The sequence below is a fragment of the Streptomyces sp. PsTaAH-124 genome, assembly GCF_000373685.1.
GTDB classification, from domain to species: domain Bacteria; phylum Actinomycetota; class Actinomycetes; order Streptomycetales; family Streptomycetaceae; genus Streptomyces; species Streptomyces andamanensis.
The window spans coordinates 83,897-100,464 of record NZ_KB892178.1; the positions used below are offsets into that span (position 1 = coordinate 83,897).

The window sequence follows — 16,568 nt, forward strand, 5'->3', positions numbered from 1 at the left end:
GCCCGGATCCGGTGCGGAGTTTGTGACCCGGCCCCCGGATCACCCATGATGATCGCGGCGCAGGCTGCGGCAGATGACGTCGATCGGCCCGTGAACGGGCGGTGAACACGGGCTTCCCGGCATCCGATAGCCTCTGCCGACATGCCGCCCGGCCGCCCCGTGGCGAGCGGCACCCCTCCACCATGCACATGACCGGCGCGCGCCGGCACCAGGGAGTGAGTTCGGTTGTCGACCGCCATCCTCACCGGTCAGCCGGTCCCCGGATCGTCGATCGAGGCCGATCTGCGGTCCCTCGGCTTCGACGTGCGGCACGCCGCCGACGCCGGTGACGCCGAGACCCTCCTCGCCCGGGTGCCCGGCGGGGAACGCGTCGCCGTCGTCGACGCCCGCTTCGTCGGCCACCCCCACGCCCTGCGCCTGGGACTGACCGACCCCCGCTTCCCGCTGGCCGCCGTCCCCGGCGCCGTCACCGCACAGCCCGCCGCCCGGCCGGCCCTGACCCGCGCGCTGGCCCGGCAGGACGCCCCCGGCGGCGGCACCGCGCTCGCCGTGGACAGCGTCGCCGACCGTGCCGTCACCGCCCTGCACGCCGACGGCGCCGCCGTGCACCACCCCGAACTCGGCCGCCTCGTCGCCGCCGTCCCCGCCGACCCGCAGGCCCGCAACGAGGCACGGCAGGCCGTCGCCGCCGTCGACGACGAGGCCGTCCGCCTCAAGTCGGCCGTCAAGGCCCGCGACGGCTTCTTCACCACGTTCTTCATCAGCCCGTACTCGCGCTACCTCGCCCGCTGGTGCGCTCGCCGCGGCCTGACCCCCAATCAGGTCACCACCGCCTCGCTGCTCACCGCGCTCATAGCGGCCGGCTGCGCCGCCACCGGCACCCGCGGCGGCTTCGTCGCCGCCGGCGTGCTCCTGATCGCCTCGTTCGTCCTGGACTGCACCGACGGCCAGCTCGCCCGCTACTCGCTCCAGTACTCCACCCTCGGCGCCTGGCTCGACGCCACCTTCGACCGGGCCAAGGAGTACGCCTACTACGCCGGGCTCGCCCTGGGCGCCGCCCGTGGCGGCGACGACGTGTGGGCGCTCGCCCTGGGCGCGATGGTGCTCCAGACCTGCCGGCACGTCGTCGACTTCTCCTTCAACGAGGCGAACCACGACGCCACCGCCAACACCAGCCCCACCGCCGCCCTCTCCGACCGGCTCGACAGCGTCGGCTGGACGGTGTGGCTGCGCCGGATGATCGTGCTGCCCATCGGCGAGCGCTGGGCGATGATCGCGGTGCTCACCGCCGTGACCACCCCCCGCATCACCCTGTACGTCCTGCTCATCGGCTGCGCCTTCGCCGCCACGTACACCACCGCGGGCCGGCTGCTGCGCTCGGTGACCCGCCGGGCCACCCGCACCGACCGCGCCGCGCAGGCGCTGGCCGACCTCGCCGACAGCGGCCCGCTCACCGAGGTCCTGACCCGCCTCCTCGCCCGGCCCGCCCGCCGGCTGCCCGGCATCGCCGCGCCCGCCGTGGCCCTGGCCGGCGGCCTCGCCGTCGTCGCCACCGCGGCCCTCACCGACTTCGGCGGCCCCTGGCCGGTCGTCGGCGCGCTCTGCTACGTCCTCACCTCGGTGCTCGCCGTCGCCCGCCCCCTCAAGGGCGCCCTCGACTGGCTGGTCCCGCCGTTCTTCCGCGCCGCCGAGTACGGCACCGTGCTGGCCCTGGCCGCCCGCGCCGATGCGCGCGGAGCCCTTCCGGCGGCGTTCGGGCTGGTGGCGGCCGTCGCCTACCATCACTACGACACGGTGTACCGCATCCGCGGCGACGCCGGAGCGCCGCCGCGCAGCCTGGTGCGCGCCGTCGGGGGACAGGAGGGGCGGACCCTGCTCGTCGCCGTACTGGCGGCGCTGCTCACCGCCGCGCAGTTCAAGGCCGCGCTCACGGTCGTCGCCGTGCTCGTCGCCGTGGTGGTGCTCGCCGAGAGCATCCGCTTCTGGGTCACCGCCCACAAGGACGGTGCGCCCGCCGTACACGATGAAGGAGAACCCGCATGATCGGCCTCGTGCTGGCGGCCGGCGCCGGACGGCGTCTGCGCCCCTACACCGACACCCTGCCCAAGGCGCTGGTGCCGGTCGGGCCCGCGGGCATAGAGGACGGCTCCGACGGGCTCACCGTCCTCGATCTCACCCTCGCCAACTTCGCCGAGATCGGCCTGACCGAGGCCGGGATCATCGTCGGCTACCGCAAGGAGGCCGTCCACGAGCGCAAGGCGGCCCTGGAGCGGAAGTACGGCCTCAAGCTCACCCTCATCGACAACGACAAGGCCGAGGAGTGGAACAACGCCTACTCCCTTTGGTGCGGCCGTGACGCCCTCAAGGACGGCGTGATCCTCGCCAACGGCGACACCGTCCACCCCGTCTCCGTCGAGAAGACCCTGCTCGCGGCCCGCGGCGACGGCAAGCGGATCATCCTCGCCCTGGACACCGTCAAGACGCTGGCCGACGAGGAGATGAAGGTCGTCGCCGACCCGGCCACCGGGGTGCGCCGGATCACCAAGCTGATGGACCCGGCCGAGGCGACCGGCGAGTACATCGGCGTCACCCTCATCGAGGGCGAGGCCGCCGCCGAGCTGGCCGACGCGCTGAGGACCACCTTCGAGCGCGACCCGCAGCTGTACTACGAGGACGGCTACCAGGAGCTGGTCGACCGCGGCTTCCGGATCGACGTGGCGCCCATCGGCGAGGTCGACTGGGTCGAGATCGACAACCACGACGACCTCGCCCGGGGACGGGAGATCGCGTGCCGCTACTGACCCGGCTGATCCCCTCGCCGGTCGCGGTGGACATCCGGCCCGGCGCCCTCGACGACCTGGCCGGTGTCCTCGCCGACGAACGCGTCTCGCACTCCGGGCGTCTCGCCGTCGCCGTCAGCGGCGGCTCCGGCGCCCGGCTGCGCGAGCGGATCGCCCCGACCCTGCCCGGTGCCACCTGGTACGAGGTCGGCGGCGGCAGCCTGGACGACGCGATCCGGCTGGCCGGCGAGATGAAGAGCGGCCACTACGACGCCGTGGTGGGCCTCGGCGGCGGCAAGATCATCGACTGCGCCAAGTTCGCCGCCGCGCGCGTCGGCCTTCCGCTGGTCGCCGTGCCGACCAACCTCGCGCACGACGGCCTGTGCTCCCCGGTCGCCACCCTGGACAACGACGCGGGCCGCGGCTCCTACGGCGTGCCCAACCCGATCGCCGTCGTGATCGACCTGGACGTCATCCGCGCGGCCCCGGCCCGCTTCGTCCGCTCGGGCATCGGCGACGCCGTCTCGAACATCAACGCGATCGCGGACTGGGAGCTCGCCCACCGCGTGAACGGCGAGAAGATCGACGGCCTGGCCGCCGCCATGGCCCGCCAGGCGGGCGAGGCGGTGCTGCGGCACCCGGGCGGCATCGCGGACAGCGGCTTCCTCCAGGTGCTGGCCGAGGCCCTGGTCCTCACCGGCATCGCCATGGCCGTCTCGGGCGACTCGCGCCCCGCCTCCGGCTCCTGCCACGAGATCAACCACGCCTTCGACCTGCTCTACCCCCGGCGCGCCGCCAGCCACGGCGAGCAGTGCGGACTGGGCGCGGCCTTCGCGATGCACCTGCGCGGCGCGCACGAGGAGGCGGTGCTGATGGCCCAGGTGCTGCGCCGGCACGGCCTGCCGGTGCTGCCGCAGGACATCGGCTTCACGGTGGACGAGTTCGTCCGCGCCGTGGAGTTCGCCCCGGAGACCCGGCCCGGCCGCTACACGATCCTCGAACACCTCGACCTCAAGACCGAACAGATCAAGGACGCCTACGCCGACTATGTCAAGGCCATCGGTAGCTGAACTCAGACCGGTCGTGCACCCCGCGGGGGTCAAGGACCGGCGCAGCGGTGAGCACTGGATGGGACGCCTCTACATGCGCGAGGTGTCCCTGCGGGTCGACCGCTACCTGGTGAACACCAAGGTCACACCCAACCAGCTCACGTACCTGATGACGGTGTGCGGGGTGCTCGCCGCCCCGGCCCTGCTGGTGCCGGGGATCTGGGGCGCGGTGCTCGGAGTCGTCGCGGTCCAGCTCTATCTGCTGCTGGACTGCGTCGACGGCGAGGTCGCCCGCTGGAAGCAGCAGTTCTCGCTCGGCGGGGTCTACCTGGACCGGGTCGGCGCCTATCTGACCGACGCCGCCGTCCTGGTCGGCCTCGGCCTGCGCGCCGCCGACCTGTTCGGCAGCGGGCGCATCGACTGGCTGTGGGCCTTCCTGGGCACCCTGGCCGCGCTCGGCGCGATCCTGATCAAGGCCGAGACCGACCTGGTCGGCGTGGCCCGGCACCAGGGCGGGCTGCCCCCGGTCAAGGAGAGCGCCGCCGAACCGCGCTCCTCCGGGATGGCGCTGGCCCGCCGCGCCGCCGCCGCGCTCAAGTTCCACCGGCTGATCCTCGGCATGGAGGCCTCGCTGCTGATCCTGGTCCTCGCCGTCGTCGACCAGATACGGGGCGACCTGTTCTTCACCCGCCTCGGCACCGCCGTCCTGGCCGGTATCGCGGTCCTCCAGACCCTGCTGCACCTGGTGTCGGTCCTCGTCTCCAGCAGGCTGCGGTGACCGGCGCGGCCGCGTCGGCGAAGGTCGGGGCCGTCGTCATCACCATGGGCAACCGCCCCGACGAGCTGCGCGCGCTGCTCGACTCCGTGGCCAAGCAGGACGGCGACCCGGTCGAGGTCGTCGTCGTCGGCAACGGCTCGCCCGTCCCGGACGTCCCCGAGGGCGTCCGCACCGTCGAGCTGCCCGAGAACCTCGGCATCCCCGGCGGACGCAACGTGGGCATCGAGGCCTTCGGCCCCGGCGGCACCGACGTCGACATCCTGCTCTTCCTCGACGACGACGGCCTGCTCGCCCGCCAGGACACCGCCGAGCTGTGCCGCCGCGCCTTCGCGGACGACGACAAGCTGGGCATCGTCAGCTTCCGCATCGCCGACCCCGACACCGGGGTCACCCAGCGCCGCCACGTGCCCCGGCTGCGGGCCTCCGACCCGATGCGCTCCTCCCGGGTCACCACCTTCCTCGGCGGCGCCAACGCCGTCCGCACGCAGGTCCTCGCCGAGGTCGGCGGCCTGCCGGACGAGTTCTTCTACGCCCATGAGGAGACCGACCTGGCCTGGCGGGCCCTGGACGCGGGCTGGATGATCGACTACCGGGCCGACATGGTGCTGTACCACCCCACGACCGCGCCCTCGCGGCACGCGGTCTACCACCGCATGGTCGCCCGCAACCGGGTCTGGCTGGCCCGCCGCAACCTCCCGGCCCCGCTGATCCCGGTCTACCTGGGCGTCTGGATGTTCCTCACACTGGCCCGGCGCCCCTCGCGTCCGGCCCTGAAGGCCTGGTTCGGTGGGTTCCGGGAGGGCTGGACCACTCCGTGCGGGCCGCGCCGGCCCATGAGATGGCGTACGGTGTGGCGGCTCACCCGGCTGGGCCGGCCGCCGGTCATCTGACAAGCTCGAAGCCGAGCGGCACGGCCGCACCCGGCCCATGCGCGTGCCCTGCCCGTCCCTTCGCGAGGCCGCGCATCCCGAAGACGAAAGTATTTCCTTGTGAGTGAGACAACGCATGACGGCGGCGTCGCCCTCGACGCGGCTCCCTCGCCCGACGACGGGCTTGCGGCGGACCGCCTCGCCGCCAAGTACGGGCTGACCGTCAGCGGCGCCCGGCCCCGCCTCGTGGAGTACGTGCGCCAGCTGTGGGGCAGGCGCCACTTCATCCTCGCCTTCTCCCAGGCGAAGCTGACCGCCCAGTACAGCCAGGCCAAACTCGGCCAGCTCTGGCAGGTGGCCACGCCGCTGCTGAACGCGGCCGTGTACTACTTCATCTTCGGCGTGATCCTCAAGGCCAACCGGGGCCTGTCCCACGACACCTACCTGCCGTTCCTGGTCACCGGCGTGTTCGTGTTCACCTTCACGCAGAACTCGGTCATGGCGGGGGTGCGCGCCATCTCCGGCAACCTCGGCCTGGTCCGCGCGCTGCACTTCCCGCGGGCCTCGCTGCCGGTCTCCTTCGCGCTCCAGCAGCTCCAGCAGCTGCTGTTCTCGATGATCGTGCTGTTCGTCCTGGTGGTCGTCTTCGGCAGCCTGCCGGCGATGTCCTGGCTGCTGATCGTCCCGGTCCTGGCGCTCCAGTTCCTGTTCAACACGGGCCTGTCGCTGATCGTGGCCCGGATGGGCGCCAAGACGCCCGACCTCGCCCAGCTGATGCCGTTCATCATGCGCACCTGGATGTACGCCTCGGGCGTGATGTTCTCCATCGACAGCGTGCTCAAGGGCCGCCCCGAATGGGTCATCCGGCTGATGCAGGTCAACCCGGCCGCCGTCTACATGGACCTGATGCGCTTCGCGCTGATCGACGGCTACGGTTCCTCGCACCTCCCGCCGCACGTCTGGGCCTTCGCCGTGCTGTGGGCCGTGGTCTTCTTCGCCGGCGGTTTCGTGTACTTCTGGAAGGCGGAGGAAAGGTATGGCCGTGGCTGAGCAGAACTCCGGCAAGGACGCCGCACGCACCGGCGCGGCCCGTGTCCCGACGGTGATCGCGGACGAGCTGCACATCGTCTACCGCGTCAACGGCGCCAAGACCGGCAAGGGCAGCGCCACCGCGGCACTCAGCCGGATCGTCAAGCGCGGCAAGGACGACTCGGCGCGCGGTGTGCGCAAGGTGCACGCCGTCAAGGGCGTCTCCTTCGTCGCCTACCGCGGCGAGGCCGTCGGCCTGATCGGCTCCAACGGTTCCGGCAAGTCCACCCTGCTGCGTGCCATCGCCGGGCTGCTCCCGGCCGAGCGCGGCAAGGTCTACACCGACGGCCAGCCCTCGCTGCTGGGGGTGAACGCGGCGCTGATGAACGATCTCACCGGCGAGCGCAACGTGATCCTCGGCGGTCTGGCCATGGGCATGTCCCGCGAGGAGATCAAGGAGCGCTACCAGGACATCGTGGACTTCTCGGGTATCAACGAGAAGGGTGACTTCATCACGCTGCCCATGCGCACCTACTCCTCCGGCATGGCGGCCCGGCTGCGCTTCTCCATCGCCGCCGCCAAGGACCACGACGTCCTCATGATCGACGAGGCGCTGGCCACCGGCGACCGCAAGTTCCAGAAGCGCTCCGAGGAACGCATCCGGGAGCTGCGCAAGGAAGCGGGCACCGTGTTCCTGGTGAGCCACAACAACAAGTCGATCCGTGACACCTGCGACCGGGTCCTGTGGCTGGAACGCGGGGAACTCCGGATGGACGGTCCCACGGACGAGGTGCTCAAGGAGTACGAGAAGTTCACAGGTAAATAGACGACACCGGGGCAGGGGCCCGCCGGAGCTATTCCGGCGGGCCCCTCGTCCGTAAAGGAAACGTCAACTCGCGCGGTTCTGGGGAATCTTGAACGCGATCGGTGTGTTGTTGTGATCTGCGGGACACCCCCCCTGCGACCCCCGGCGTTGTACAACGTAAGCTGTACCGGTCCCGGAAAGCGGCAAGTGGGGAGATAATGCGCGACACCCTCCGCCGGGCCGCTCCCGCGAAGGGCCGGGCGGCGTGTCCGAAATAGTGTGTCTTGGGTCGGCAGTGTAGAACGGGAGATGTGACGGCAATGGCTACGGAAACTCCCCTGCTCAACGGAGCGTGTGCCGTCCCCGCGCCGGGCAGCGGACGATGACGCGGAGGAATGGGGCGCCCGATCCGGAACGCGCCACCCTCGACAAGGCCGCGGGCGAGAACTTCCCCGTGGCCCCGTTCTTCCTGCCCCGCGCCTGGCGCACCGACCTCATGGCCGTCTACGGCTTCGCCCGCCTGGTCGACGACATCGGCGACGGCGACCTCGCCCCCGGCGGCGCCGACGCCCGCCTCCTCGGCGCGACGCCCGAGCAGGCCGAGGACCGCCTCGCCCTGCTCGACGCCTTCGAGGCCGATCTGCGCCGGGTCTTCGACGGCACCCCGGGCCACCCCCTGCTGCGCCGCCTCCAGCACACGGTCCGCCGCTGCGGGCTGACCCCCGAGCCCTTCCTCGGCCTGATCGCCGCCAACCGTCAGGACCAGCTCGTCGCGCGGTACGAGACCTACGACGACCTGCTCGCCTACTGCGAGCTGTCCGCCAACCCCGTGGGCCGCCTCGTCCTCGCCGTCACCGGCACCTCCACCCCCGAGCGGATCCGCCGCTCCGACGCGATCTGCACCGCCCTCCAGATCGTCGAGCACCTCCAGGACGTCGCCGAGGACCTCGCCCGCGACCGCATCTACCTGCCCGCCTCGGACATGAAGCGCTTCCACGTCCAGGAGGCGGACCTCGCCGCACCCACCGCGGGCGCATCGGTGCGCGCGCTGGTCGCGTACGAAGCCGAACGCGCCCGTGAACTCCTGAATGAAGGCGCCCCCCTGGTGGGTAGCGTCCACGGCAGGCTCAGGCTGCTGCTCGCGGGGTTCGTGGCGGGAGGGAGGGCGGCGGTCCGCGCGATCGCCGCCGCCGAATACGACGTACTACCCGGCCCGCCCAAGCCCGGCAAGGTCCAGTTGCTGCGCGAGGTGGGCGTGACTCTGCGAGGAGAGGGGTGATCCGGTCCGTGGAGTCGGAACAGCACGCGTCCGCACCGGTACTCGCCGCCTACAGCTACTGCGAGGCCGTCACCGGACAGCAGGCCCGTAACTTCGCCTACGGCATCAGACTCCTGCCGGCGCCCAAGCGCCGCGCGATGTCGGCGCTGTACGCGTTCTCACGGCGGGTCGACGACATCGGCGACGGCGCGCTGGCGGCCGATGTCAAGGCCGTGCGGCTACAGGACACCAGGGCCCTGCTGGACCGGATCCGCGAGGGCGGCGTCGAGGACGACGACACCGACCCCGTCGCCGTGGCGCTCGCCCACGCCGCCCGCACCTTCCCGATCCCGCTGGGCGGCCTGGACGAACTCATCGACGGCGTCCTCGCCGATGTGCGCGGCGAGACGTACGAGACCTGGGACGACCTGAAGGTCTACTGCCGGTGCGTGGCCGGGGCCATCGGACGGCTCTCGCTCGGCGTGTTCGGCACCGAGCCCGGCGCGCGCGGCGCCGAGCGCGCCCCCGAGTACGCCGACACGCTGGGTCTGGCGCTGCAACTGACCAACATCCTCCGCGACGTCCGCGAGGACGCCGAGGGCGGCCGCACCTACCTGCCCGCCGACGACCTGGCCAAGTTCGGCTGCTCGGCCGGTTTCCGCGGCTCCACCCCGCCGGAGGGCTCCGACTTCGCGGGCCTGGTCCACTTCGAAGTACGGCGCGCCCGCGCCCTGTTCGCCGAGGGCTACCAACTGCTGCCCATGCTGGACCGGCGCAGCGGTGCCTGTGTCGCCGCCATGGCCGGGATCTACCGCCGGCTGCTCGACCGCATCGCCCGCGAACCCGAGGCCGTGCTGCGCGGCCGGGTCTCCCTGCCCGGCCGCGAGAAGGCGTACGTCGCCGTGCGCGGACTGTCCGGCCTGGACACCCGGCACGTCACCCGGCAGACCGTCAGGAGGCGTGCCTGATGGGCACCTCGACCACAGGGCGGCACGCGGGCCCGCGCCGACGGGCAACCTTCGCGTCCCCGACGGCGTCACTGACGGCGACGGCCGGCCGGGGAGCACGCGCCCACCGCGGCGGACGTACAGGGGAGGGCGCACGATGACCGACGGGACGCGACCGGACGGCGACCGGACGGCGGCGGCGCCCGGACGGCACGCCGTCGTCGTCGGCGGCGGCCTCGCCGGCCTGACCTCCGCGCTCGCCCTCGCCGACGCCGGAGTGCGCGTGACGCTGCTGGAGAGCAGACCCCGCCTGGGCGGCCTCGCCTTCTCCTTCCGGCGCGGCGACCTCACCGTCGACAACGGCCAGCACGTCTACCTGCGCTGCTGCACCGCCTACCGCTGGTTCCTCGACCGGATCGAGGGCGCCGCGCTCGCCCCGCTCCAGAACCGGCTCGACGTGCCCGTCCTGGACGCCGCCAGACCCGAGGGGCGCCGGCTCGGCAGACTGCGCCGCGACGCGCTGCCCGTACCCCTGCACCTCGGGCGCAGCCTGGCCACCTATCCGCACCTCTCGCTCGCCGAGCGCGCCAGAGTCGGCCGCGCCGCGCTCGCCCTCAAGGCACTGGACCCCACCGATCCCGCGCTGGACGCCCAGGACTTCGGCAGCTGGCTGGCCGCGCACGGCCAGTCGCCCCGCGCCGTCGAGGCACTGTGGGACCTCGTGGGGGTCGCCACCCTCAACGCGGTCGCCTCCGACGCCTCACTGGGGCTGGCCGCGATGGTGTTCAAGACCGGTCTGCTGTCCGACCCGGGCGCGGCCGACATCGGCTGGGCCCGCGTCCCGCTGGGCGAACTGCACGACCGCCTGGCCCGCAGGGCGCTCGACTCCGCGGGCGTCCGTACCGAGGTCCGTACACGCGTCACCTCCGTCTCCCCCCACGAGAACGGCCGCTGGAGCGTCCAGGTTCCCGGCGAGACGCTGGACGCCGACACGGTCGTCCTCGCCGTACCCCAGCGCGAGGCGTACGAGCTGCTGCCGCCGGGGGCCCTGGACGCCCCCGAACGGCTCCTCGACATCGGCACCGCCCCCATTCTCAACGTCCACGTCGTCTACGACCGCAAGGTCCTCGGCCGGCCCTTCGTCGCCGCCCTCGGCACCCCCGTGCAGTGGGTCTTCGACCGCACCGACGCCTCCGGCCTGAAGCAGGGCCAGTACCTGGCGCTGTCCCAGTCGGTGGCGCAGGACGAGATCGACGCCCCCGTGGCCGAGCTGCGCGAGCGCTACCTGCCCGAGCTGCGCCGGCTGCTGCCGCGCTCGCGCGGCGCCGAGGTGAAGGACTTCTTCGTCACCCGCGAGCGCACGGCCACGTTCGCCCCCACCCCGGGCGTCGGACGGCTGCGGCCCGGCGCCCGCACCAAGGCACCCGGCCTGTACCTGGCCGGCGCGTGGACCGCCACCGGCTGGCCCGCGACCATGGAGAGCGCGGTCCGCAGCGGTGTCGGCGCGGCGGACGCCGCGCTGCGCGCCCTGGGCCGGCCCCGCCCCAGCCGTCTGTTCGCCCTGAAGGAGACGGCCCACCGCACTGTCCCCGGGGACACCCCCCGGGGCCCCGGCCGACAACCGGGAGAGACCGGCGCCGCCCAGCGAGGGGGGATCCGGTGAGGGTCGACCAGCAGCCCGCGGCCGGTACTGCCGGCGCCGCCGGCACTGTGACAATAGGAGAGACTGTGCCCACTGTGCCCCCGGCCTCGCCGGCCGCTCGGCAGACCGCGGTGGACGTGACCGCGCTCCTGGAGCGCGGCCGGACCCTGGCGACCCCGGTCCTGCGGGAGGCCGTCGACCGCCTGGCCCCTCCCATGGACACCGTCGCCGCCTACCACTTCGGCTGGATCGACGCCGCCGGCAACCCGGCCCACGGCGACGGCGGCAAGGCCGTGCGCCCCGCCCTCGCGGTGCTCTCCGCCGAGGTCACCGGCGCCGCCCCCGAGGCCGGGGTGCCCGGCGCGGTCGCCGTCGAGCTCGTCCACAACTTCTCTCTGCTGCACGATGACCTCATGGACGGCGACGAGCAGCGCCGCCACCGCGACACCGTCTGGAAGGTGCACGGCCCCGCCCAGGCCATCCTGGTCGGCGACGCCCTGTTCGCCCTGGCGAACGAAGTCCTGCTGGAGCTGGGCACCGTCGAGGCGGGCCGCGCCGCCCGCCGCCTCACCGCGGCCACCCGCGCCCTGATCGACGGTCAGGCCCAGGACATCTCCTACGAGCACCGCGACCGGGTGAGCGTCGAGGAGTGCCTGGAGATGGAGGGCAACAAGACCGGCGCCCTGCTCGCCTGCGCCAGTTCCATCGGGGCGGTGCTCGGCGGCGCCGACGACGCGACCGCCGACACCCTGGAGAAGTACGGCTACCACCTCGGCCTGGCGTTCCAGGCCGTCGACGACCTCCTCGGCATCTGGGGCGACCCGGAGTCCACCGGCAAGCAGACCTGGAGCGATCTGCGTCAGCGCAAGAAGTCCCTGCCGGTGGTGGCCGCCCTCGCGGCGGGCGGAGAAGCCTCCGAGCGGCTCGGCGAGATCCTCGCCGCCGACGCCAAGAGCAGCGACTTCGAGAACTTCTCCGAGGAGGAGTTCGCGGCCCGCGCCGCCCTGATCGAGGAGGCGGGCGGCCGCGAGTGGACCGCCCAGGAGGCACGCCGTCAGCACACCATCGCCATCGAAGCCCTCGACTCCGTGAACATGCCCGACCAGGTCAGGTCCGCGTTCGCGGCGCTCGCCGACTTCGTCGTCGTACGAAAGAGATGATCACTATCGCACCCACCCTCGCGTAGTCGCCGGCCGGTGCCGAAAGGTTTCAGGCACCGGCCGACGGCGGACCCACAGCAGCACGACTTGCACGACTGCACGAAGGGGAAGCCATGACAGCGACGACCGACGGAAGCACCGGGGCCACACTGCCGTCCCGCGCTGCCGCGGCCAGCGAAACCGTACTCACCACCCCCGTGACGGCCGGGGTACAAGAAGCCGCCGCACACGCCACCCGGCGTGCCACCGACTTCCTGCTCGCGCAGCAGGACGCCGAGGGCTGGTGGAAGGGCGACCTCGAGACCAACGTCACGATGGACGCCGAGGACCTGCTCCTGCGCCAGTTCCTGGGGATCGCCGACGAGGCGACCACCCGCGCCGCCGCGCTCTTCATCCGCGGCGAGCAGCGCCCGGACGGCACCTGGGCCACCTTCCACGGCGGCCCGGGGGAGCTGTCCACCACCATCGAGGCCTACGTCGCCCTCCGGCTGGCCGGCGACGCGCCCGACGCCCCGCACATGGCGAGGGCGTCCGCCTGGATCCGCGAGCGGGGCGGCATCGCCGCCGCCCGGGTGTTCACCCGGATCTGGCTCGCCCTGTTCGGCTGGTGGAAGTGGGAGGACCTGCCGGAGATGCCTCCGGAGCTGATCTACTTCCCCGACTGGATGCCGCTCAACATCTACGACTTCGGCTGCTGGGCCCGGCAGACCATCGTGCCGCTCACCGTCGTCTCGGCCAAGCGCCCGGTGCGCCCCGCGCCGTTCCCGCTGGACGAGCTGCACACCGATCCGCTGCGGCCCAACCCGCCCCGGCCGCTCGCCCCCGCGGCGAGCTGGGACGGCGTCTTCCAGCGCCTGGACCTGGGCCTTCAGATGTTCCGCAAGGTGGCGCCGAAGCGGCTGCGCCGGGCCGCGATGAACTCCGCCGTCCGCTGGATCATCGAACGGCAGGAGAACGACGGCTGCTGGGGCGGCATCCAGCCGCCCGCCGTGTACTCGGTCATCGCCCTGCACCTGATGGGCTACGACCTCAACCACCCCGTGATGCGGGCCGGTCTGGAGTCGCTGGACCGCTTCACGGTGTGGCGCGAGGACGGCGCCCGGATGATCGAGGCGTGCCAGTCCCCGGTCTGGGACACCTGTCTGGCCACCATCGCGCTCGCCGACGCCGGACTGCCCGCCGACCATCCGCAACTGGTCAAGGCCGCCGACTGGATGCTCGGCGAACAGATCGTGCGCCCCGGCGACTGGTCGGTGCGCCGGCCCGGACTGCCCCCGGGCGGCTGGGCGTTCGAGTTCCACAACGACAACTACCCGGACATCGACGACACCGCCGAGGTGGTCCTGGCCCTGCGCCGGGTCCGCCACCACGACCCGGAGCGCGTCGACAAGGCCATCGGCCGCGGGGTGCGCTGGAACCTCGGCATGCAGTCGAAGAACGGCGCCTGGGGCGCGTTCGACGTCGACAACACCAGCCCCTTCCCCAACCGGCTGCCGTTCTGCGACTTCGGCGAGGTCATCGACCCGCCGTCGGCCGACGTCACCGCGCACGTCGTGGAGATGCTGGCCGTCGAGGGCCTGGCCCACGACCCGCGCACCCGGCGCGGCATCCGCTGGCTGCTGGACGAACAGGAGCCGGACGGCTCCTGGTTCGGCCGCTGGGGCGTCAACTACGTCTACGGCACCGGCTCCGTGGTGCCCGCCCTGACCGCGGCCGGACTGCCCGGCTCCCACCCGGCGATCCGCCGCGCGGTGGCCTGGTTGGAGCGGGTGCAGAACGACGACGGCGGCTGGGGCGAGGACCTGCGCTCCTACCACGACTCCACGGAGTGGAGCGGCAAGGGCGCCTCGACCGCCTCGCAGACCGCGTGGGCGCTGATGGCGCTGCTCGCGGCCGGCGAGCGGGACTCCAAGGCGGTGGAACGCGGCGTGCGCTGGCTCGCCGACACCCAGCGGGAGGACGGCTCCTGGGACGAGCCGTACTTCACCGGGACCGGCTTCCCCTGGGACTTCTCCATCAACTACCACCTCTACCGGCAGGTCTTCCCGCTCACCGCGCTCGGCCGGTACGTGCACGGTGAACCCTTCGCCGACCGGGCACGGGCCGAGCGGCCCCGCGCCGAGGCCCAGGGGAGCTGATGAGCACCCGGCCCGCCCCGGACCCGCTGCTGATCGCCTGTGCGCTCGGCATCGAGCACCTCGCCCTGCGCAGCGGTGACCGCGGCGCCCGGCGGGCGGGCCGGCGGCGCACCGCGGACGGCACGGACCGGCGCTCCGGCGCCGGGCCGGTCACCGTGCTGCGCACCGGCATGGGACCCCGGGCGGCGGAACGCTCCGTCACCCGGGCCCTGGCCGACCCGGCGTGGGCCCGGTCCGCCGTGCTGGCCACCGGCTTCTGCGCCGGGCTCGCCCCGGGCATGCACCCCGGCGACCTGGTCGTCGCCGAGGAGACCCGGGACCCGCGCGGCACCGTCGCCTGCGTCGGCACCGAACTGCTCGTCAAGGAACTCGCCCGCACCCTGCCCGGCCGCAGGGTGCACACCGGGCCCGTCACCGGGTCCGACCACGTCGTCCGCGGTCCCGAGCGGTCCGATCTGCTGGCCACCGGTGCCATCGCGGTCGACATGGAGTCGGCGGCCACGCTGCTCGGCGCCGTCCGCACCGGTGAGCGCCCGGTTGCGGCCGTCCGGGTGGTCGTGGACGCTCCGGAACACGAACTCGTACGCATCGGCACGGTGCGCGGTGGAATATCAGCCTTCCGCGTTCTCCGTGCCGTCCTCCCTACTTTCTTCGAATGGCACCGTAATGTGCTGCTCCCCAGGAGGTGAGCCAGATGGCCATGCCGCTGCGCCAGTCCATCAAGGTCGCTACATATCTGGCCGAACAGAAGCTCCGCAAGCGGGACAAGTTCCCGCTGATCGTGGAGCTGGAACCGCTCTTCGCCTGCAACCTGAAGTGCGAGGGCTGCGGCAAGATCCAGCACCCCGCCGGGGTGCTCAAGCAGCGCATGCCCGTGGCCCAGGCCGTGGGCGCGGTGCTGGAGTCCGGTGCGCCGATGGTGTCCATCGCCGGCGGTGAGCCGCTGATGCACCCTCAGATCGACGAGATCGTCCGCCAGTTGGTGGCCAAGCGCAAGTACGTCTTCCTGTGCACCAACGCCATGCTGCTGCGCAAGAAGATGGACAAGTTCACCCCGTCGCCCTACTTCGCCTTCGCCGTGCACATCGACGGTCTGCGCGAACGGCACGACGAGTCGGTGGCGAAGGAGGGTGTGTTCGACGAGGCCGTGGCTGCCATCAAGGAGGCCAAGCGACGCGGCTTCCGGGTGACCACCAACTCCACCTTCTTCAACACCGACACCCCGCAGACCATCATCGAGGTGCTCAACTTCCTCAACGACGACCTCAAGGTCGACGAGATGATGATCTCGCCCGCCTACGCCTACGAGAAGGCCCCCGACCAGGAGCACTTCCTCGGCGTCGAGCAGACCCGCGAGCTGTTCAAGAAGGCGTTCTCGGGCGGCAACCGGCTGCGCTGGCGGCTCAACCACTCCCCGCTCTTCCTGGATTTCCTGGAGGGCAAGGTCGACTTCCCGTGCACCGCCTGGGCGATCCCGAACTACTCGCTCTTCGGCTGGCAGCGCCCCTGCTACCTGATGAGCGACGGCTACGTCCCGACGTACCGCGAACTCGTCGAGAAGACCGACTGGGACAAGTACGGACGCGGCAAGGACCCGCGCTGCGCCAACTGCATGGCGCACTGCGGCTACGAGCCCACCGCCGTCCTCGCCACCATGGGTTCCCTCAAGGAGTCCCTGCGGGCCATGCGCGAGACCGTCTCGGGAAACCGGAACTGACGCCGTGACGGCCGTTTCCTTGGGCGTTCCCGAGGTACCGGCCCGGCCGGTCGCCGCGCGGCGTGTGTCGCGGCAGATCCAGGTCGGGCCGGTGGCCGTCGGGGGCGGGGCCCCGGTGTCGGTGCAGTCGATGACGACGACGCGTACGTCGGACATCGGTGCGACGTTGCAGCAGATCGCGGAGTTGACGGCGTCGGGGTGTCAGATCGTGCGGGTGGCGTGTCCGACGCAGGATGATGCGGATGCGCTGGCGGTGATCGCGCGGAAGTCGCAGATCCCGGTGATCGCGGACATTCATTTCCAGCCGAAGTATGTGTTCGCCGCGATCGAGGCGGGGTGTGCGGCGGTGCGGGTGAATCCGGGGAACATCAAGAAGTTCGACGATCAGGTGCGGGA

At 72.2% G+C, this 16,568-nt stretch carries 16 protein-coding genes; all 16 read left to right on the forward strand.

Translation table 11 applies throughout. The features are described from left to right. The first annotated feature begins 225 nt into the window (after positions 1–225). Positions 226–2,043 (forward strand): DUF5941 domain-containing protein, encoded by a 1,818-nt coding sequence (locus tag B086_RS0122670; protein ID WP_018568721.1) that lies wholly within the window; start codon positions 226–228, stop codon positions 2,041–2,043. Continuing rightward, positions 2,040–2,801, forward strand: a complete 762-nt coding sequence (locus B086_RS0122675; protein ID WP_018568722.1) for a sugar phosphate nucleotidyltransferase — start codon at positions 2,040–2,042, stop codon at positions 2,799–2,801. Before B086_RS0122670 ends, B086_RS0122675 begins: the two co-directional genes overlap by 4 nt. Further along, positions 2,789–3,850 carry an iron-containing alcohol dehydrogenase family protein gene (locus B086_RS0122680; protein WP_018568723.1) on the forward strand — a complete coding sequence of 354 codons (1,062 nt, stop codon included), beginning with the start codon at positions 2,789–2,791 and terminating at the stop codon, positions 3,848–3,850. Before B086_RS0122675 ends, B086_RS0122680 begins: the two co-directional genes overlap by 13 nt. Further along, entirely contained in the window at positions 3,828–4,607 is a 780-nt protein-coding gene (locus tag B086_RS0122685; RefSeq protein ID WP_199785537.1) for a CDP-alcohol phosphatidyltransferase family protein, read from the forward strand. Before B086_RS0122680 ends, B086_RS0122685 begins: the two co-directional genes overlap by 23 nt. Positions 4,608–4,651: 44 nt before the next feature. Next, positions 4,652–5,497, forward strand: coding sequence for a glycosyltransferase family 2 protein (locus tag B086_RS0122690; protein WP_037873819.1), 846 nt, complete (start codon positions 4,652–4,654; stop codon positions 5,495–5,497). Between the two features lie 99 nt (positions 5,498–5,596). Beyond that, entirely contained in the window at positions 5,597–6,526 is a 930-nt protein-coding gene (locus B086_RS0122695; RefSeq protein ID WP_018568726.1) for an ABC transporter permease, read from the forward strand. After that, the gene (locus B086_RS0122700) at positions 6,513–7,331 is read left to right on the forward strand and encodes an ABC transporter ATP-binding protein (protein ID WP_018568727.1); all 819 of its coding nucleotides are present in this window, start codon (positions 6,513–6,515) and stop codon (positions 7,329–7,331) included. The genes B086_RS0122695 and B086_RS0122700 overlap by 14 nt, the downstream gene beginning before the upstream one ends. Positions 7,332–7,692: 361 nt before the next feature. Then, positions 7,693–8,589, forward strand: coding sequence for a squalene synthase HpnC (gene hpnC / locus B086_RS0122705; protein WP_018568728.1), 897 nt, complete (start codon positions 7,693–7,695; stop codon positions 8,587–8,589). Beyond that, positions 8,586–9,536: a presqualene diphosphate synthase HpnD gene (hpnD, locus tag B086_RS0122710; protein ID WP_018568729.1), complete on the forward strand. Its 951-nt coding sequence runs from the start codon at positions 8,586–8,588 to the stop codon at positions 9,534–9,536. Before hpnC ends, hpnD begins: the two co-directional genes overlap by 4 nt. Further along, complete coding sequence (locus B086_RS46270; RefSeq protein WP_381739268.1) at positions 9,536–9,676, forward strand: DUF6380 family protein; 141 nt, start codon at positions 9,536–9,538, stop codon at positions 9,674–9,676. The genes hpnD and B086_RS46270 overlap by 1 nt, the downstream gene beginning before the upstream one ends. Next, positions 9,673–11,178: a hydroxysqualene dehydroxylase HpnE gene (gene hpnE, locus B086_RS0122715; protein ID WP_018568730.1), complete on the forward strand. Its 1,506-nt coding sequence runs from the start codon at positions 9,673–9,675 to the stop codon at positions 11,176–11,178. Before B086_RS46270 ends, hpnE begins: the two co-directional genes overlap by 4 nt. Positions 11,179–11,252: 74 nt before the next feature. Next, positions 11,253–12,317, forward strand: a complete 1,065-nt coding sequence (locus B086_RS0122720) for a polyprenyl synthetase family protein (protein WP_018568731.1) — start codon at positions 11,253–11,255, stop codon at positions 12,315–12,317. A 113-nt stretch (positions 12,318–12,430) separates the two neighbouring features. Beyond that, on the forward strand, positions 12,431–14,455 hold the full coding sequence (shc, locus tag B086_RS0122725) for a squalene--hopene cyclase (protein WP_018568732.1): 2,025 nt from the start codon (positions 12,431–12,433) through the stop codon (positions 14,453–14,455). Beyond that, positions 14,455–15,144, forward strand: a complete 690-nt coding sequence (locus B086_RS0122730; protein WP_018568733.1) for a hypothetical protein — start codon at positions 14,455–14,457, stop codon at positions 15,142–15,144. Before shc ends, B086_RS0122730 begins: the two co-directional genes overlap by 1 nt. Positions 15,145–15,149: 5 nt before the next feature. Next, on the forward strand, positions 15,150–16,172 hold the full coding sequence (gene hpnH, locus B086_RS0122735) for an adenosyl-hopene transferase HpnH (protein ID WP_018568734.1): 1,023 nt from the start codon (positions 15,150–15,152) through the stop codon (positions 16,170–16,172). A 4-nt stretch (positions 16,173–16,176) separates the two neighbouring features. Continuing rightward, positions 16,177–16,568, forward strand: a 392-nt coding sequence (locus tag B086_RS0122740) for a flavodoxin-dependent (E)-4-hydroxy-3-methylbut-2-enyl-diphosphate synthase (RefSeq protein ID WP_018568735.1), incomplete at its 3' end; no start/stop codon positions are given.